At 38.8% G+C, this 3,226-nt stretch carries 2 protein-coding genes; both read left to right on the top strand.

What is annotated here, in order from left to right:
- The first annotated feature begins 160 nt into the window (after nt 1–160).
- Nucleotides 161–988 (top strand): serine protease, encoded by an 828-nt coding sequence (locus IQ228_RS23730; protein ID WP_193964661.1) that lies wholly within the window; start codon nt 161–163, stop codon nt 986–988.
- Between the two features lie 71 nt (nt 989–1,059).
- A complete protein-coding gene (locus tag IQ228_RS23725) occupies nt 1,060–2,979 on the top strand; it encodes a tetratricopeptide repeat-containing serine protease family protein (RefSeq protein ID WP_228044044.1) in 1,920 nt (639 codons plus the stop codon).
- The last annotated feature ends 247 nt before the right edge of the window (nt 2,980–3,226 follow it).

Here is a 3,226-nt window from a genome sequence, read left to right as displayed (position 1 = left end):
ACATCCCCCACCTCCCCACCCCCCTGGGTCAGGGAGAGGTAGGGGAAAAAGGTGATGGGTATTCCTGTAATTAGGAAACAGATGAAATTCTGATATTTTCCCTGATTACTAATATACAATTGGTAAGCATGATTTAATCCACATTATTTAAATATTAATCATGTTTTCTCCCATAGCTCGCAGGTTGTTTTTAATATTTATTACCACGGTTTGTGTGATTCAGTTGTATGCCCATTCCACCCCAGTAGTTTTAGGTGCTACATCCGAGCCTGATGTTACCGCAGCCAAAATTGCCAATCAGGTAACTGTGAGGATTTTAACTCAATCTGGTTCTGGCTCAGGGGTGGTCATTAAACGTGAAGGGCAAACTTATACAGTATTAACAAATAATCATGTAGTTGCTGATAGTCCTGAAGATGGTTATGGCATTTTGACTGCTGATGGGAAGATTTACCAGGGACAACAAGTCAATGGCATGAATACGAAAAAATTAGACTTAGCCCTGGTAAAATTTACTAGTCCACAGGATTATCAAGTAGTAACATTGCCAAAGTCAAAAGCTATTTCTGAGGGAGAAACAGTATACGCCTCTGGTTTTCCAGCTTGGCATTTTGTCTTCAAAGGCAAGAAGATCACTAAAATGGAAGAAACCCGAAATTGGGGAGTTAAAGCCTTTCAAGTCAAACCTGGAACTATTAAAATGCAGATTACTAAAACTCTCCCTGGAGGTTATCAATTAGGCAACACTAATGATATCTTTCAAGGAATGAGTGGGGGACCTGCCTTAAATCAGCAAGGTGAACTAATTGGTATTAATGGGCTATTAAAGTATCCTTTTCAAGGTATTGAGGCTTTTACTTTTACCGATGGGACTATACCAAAAGAAGAAGATTATTTGCAAATGGAATCTCTCAGTTGGGCTATTCCTATTGACAATGTTCTTGCTTTTCTCGAAGAACAAGAAATTGTCAAGGAAGATAAAACATAGTTACTAGAACTTACAAGAAGACTCAGAATCAGAATATGAATTTATATTTTACCAGGGTAAATTATACCATCTTGACTACGACAGTAATCGCAACTATTGTAATTTCTCTACCAACATCTGCTGCTGATACTGTTAGTACCCAAAAGATTGCTCAAATTGCTAAAAGCACCTCAGTCCAAATTAATGCAGGGGGTGATCTCACTCCCGGCGGTTCAGGAGTCATTATTGCTAAACAAGGTAATACTTACACTGTACTCACAGCTAATCATGTGGTGTGTGATGATTTAGGCCGGGCAGGAAAAATTACTTGCGCTACAGATACTACTTATTCTATACGCACAAACACGGGTAAAGATTATCCTGTCAAAGATATTAAAGTATTACAGCAAACTAGAAATGATGCAGATTTAGCTATAGCTACTTTTGTGGCTCCAGAAGATTATCCTATTGCGACTTTAGGAAACTCTGATCAAATGGTAGAGGGTGCAGATGTCTTTGTTGGTGGGTTTCCAGCCGTATTTGATAAGGTTGGAGCTGCCAGAGACTTTGCTTTCACTACGGGAATAGTTGTTTCTCGTGCCAGTAATGCCATTAATGGCTATGGTTTAATTTACGATGCTAGAACCATAACTGGTAATAGTGGCGGTCCTGTGTTTGATATTGCTGGTAGAGTTGTGGCGATTCACGGGTTAGCTGATACTTCAGGTAAGAATAAAACAGAAACGGGAGCAGTGGTAACACAGAAAACAGGATTTAATGCGGGGATTCCTATTAATACTTTTTTAGCTACAAATGAGCCAATTATTAAAAACACCCCCATCAAGAAGGATAATAGTTCTACTAGTGAAAGTCCTGCTACCCGTTTAAACAATCCTCAGTCAGCAAGAGACTTTTATGCTAGGGGTATTACTAAACTAGATCAATATAATTATCAGGACGCAGCGGCAGATTTTACTCAAGCAATTAAGCTTGACCCTAAATATATAGAAGCATACTTTAAAAGGGGATATTCATACACATGGGTCAGCAAACATCAAGAAGCTCTTACAGATTTTAACCAAGTTGTTGTTCTTGATCCTAACTACTTAGATGGCTACCTCAACCGGGGCTGGAGTCAGATATTCTTACAAAATGATCAAGCAGCCCTTGAGGATTTTAACCGGGCAATTCGTCTCAACCCTAACTATGCTGCCGCCTATGCCCATCAGGCTATGGCTTATATTAAATTAGGAAAGTATCAAGCGGCGTTGGAATCTTCCAAACAAGCTATTCGTCTTGATCCTCACAATAGTTATGGGTACACAATTCAAGCAGATGTGTTTAACAACTTAAAAGACTATCCAGCAGCTATAAAAGTGTCAACTCTAGCTATTATTATTGATCCTGATGATTTTAATGCTTACATTAACCGCGCCATAGCCTACACTTTAACTAGTATTTATCAAAATGCACTTGCAGATTATCAAAAATCCGCAGAAATATTTAATAGGCGTTATGTTAAAAAACCTGCACCTGAAGCAGAGGGAAATCCTAAACCAACTTCTAATTCTCAAGCAGAAGCAAAGCCAAAACCAACTTCTAACTCTTCCATTGATACTAATGTAGAGTTAATTAAAAGCTGGGAATTAACTAATGTTTCCTGTGATTCTGGGGAAAAGTTAGTCACAATTATGATTGATGGTAAACAATATTGTGTTAGTCCTCATCCTAGTTTAATTCAGAAAAGTTATCAATACAATCGGGGTACAGGTAGGTTAGAATCTTTGACTAAAGTACAGGAAAATCCAAAACCAACTTCCCAGCTTGCCACTGATGCTAATGTAGAGTTAATTAAAAGCTGGGAATTAACTAATGTTTCCTGTACCTCTGGGGAAAAGTTAGTCACAATTATGATTGATGGTAAACGATATTGTGTTAGTCCTCATCCTAGTTTAATTCAGAAAAGTTATCAATACAATCGGGGTACAGGTAGGTTAGGAGCTTTGAATTAGGGACTTCCAATTAAAAAAATACCCAAAAATTTCTTGTGGTGCGGGACGAATTGCCTGCTAATCATCAAGGACAGGCAGGATGCCCATCCCACAAAATTGGGTAATTTATTTTTTGGTGTTCCCTTAGAGGATGTTTTAAAAGTATTAGATGAAACCGATAATCTCCAAAAACCTAACCCCCCTGCCCCCTTCCCTACGAGGGAAGGGGGTTTTCAAAGCCTCTCCCCGCTTCGGGGAGAGGTTTGGA

The organism is Dolichospermum sp. LEGE 00246 (assembly GCF_015207865.1).
GTDB classification, from domain to species: Bacteria; Cyanobacteriota; Cyanobacteriia; order Cyanobacteriales; family Nostocaceae; genus Dolichospermum; species Dolichospermum heterosporum.
This window is presented reverse-complemented; position numbering and strand designations above follow the sequence as displayed.

Bases quoted from the DNA above. Each gene is read 5' to 3' on its own strand.
- IQ228_RS23730 (WP_193964661.1), top strand. From the start codon at position 161: ATGTTTTCTCCCATAGCTCGCAGGTTGTTTTTAATATTTATTACCACG.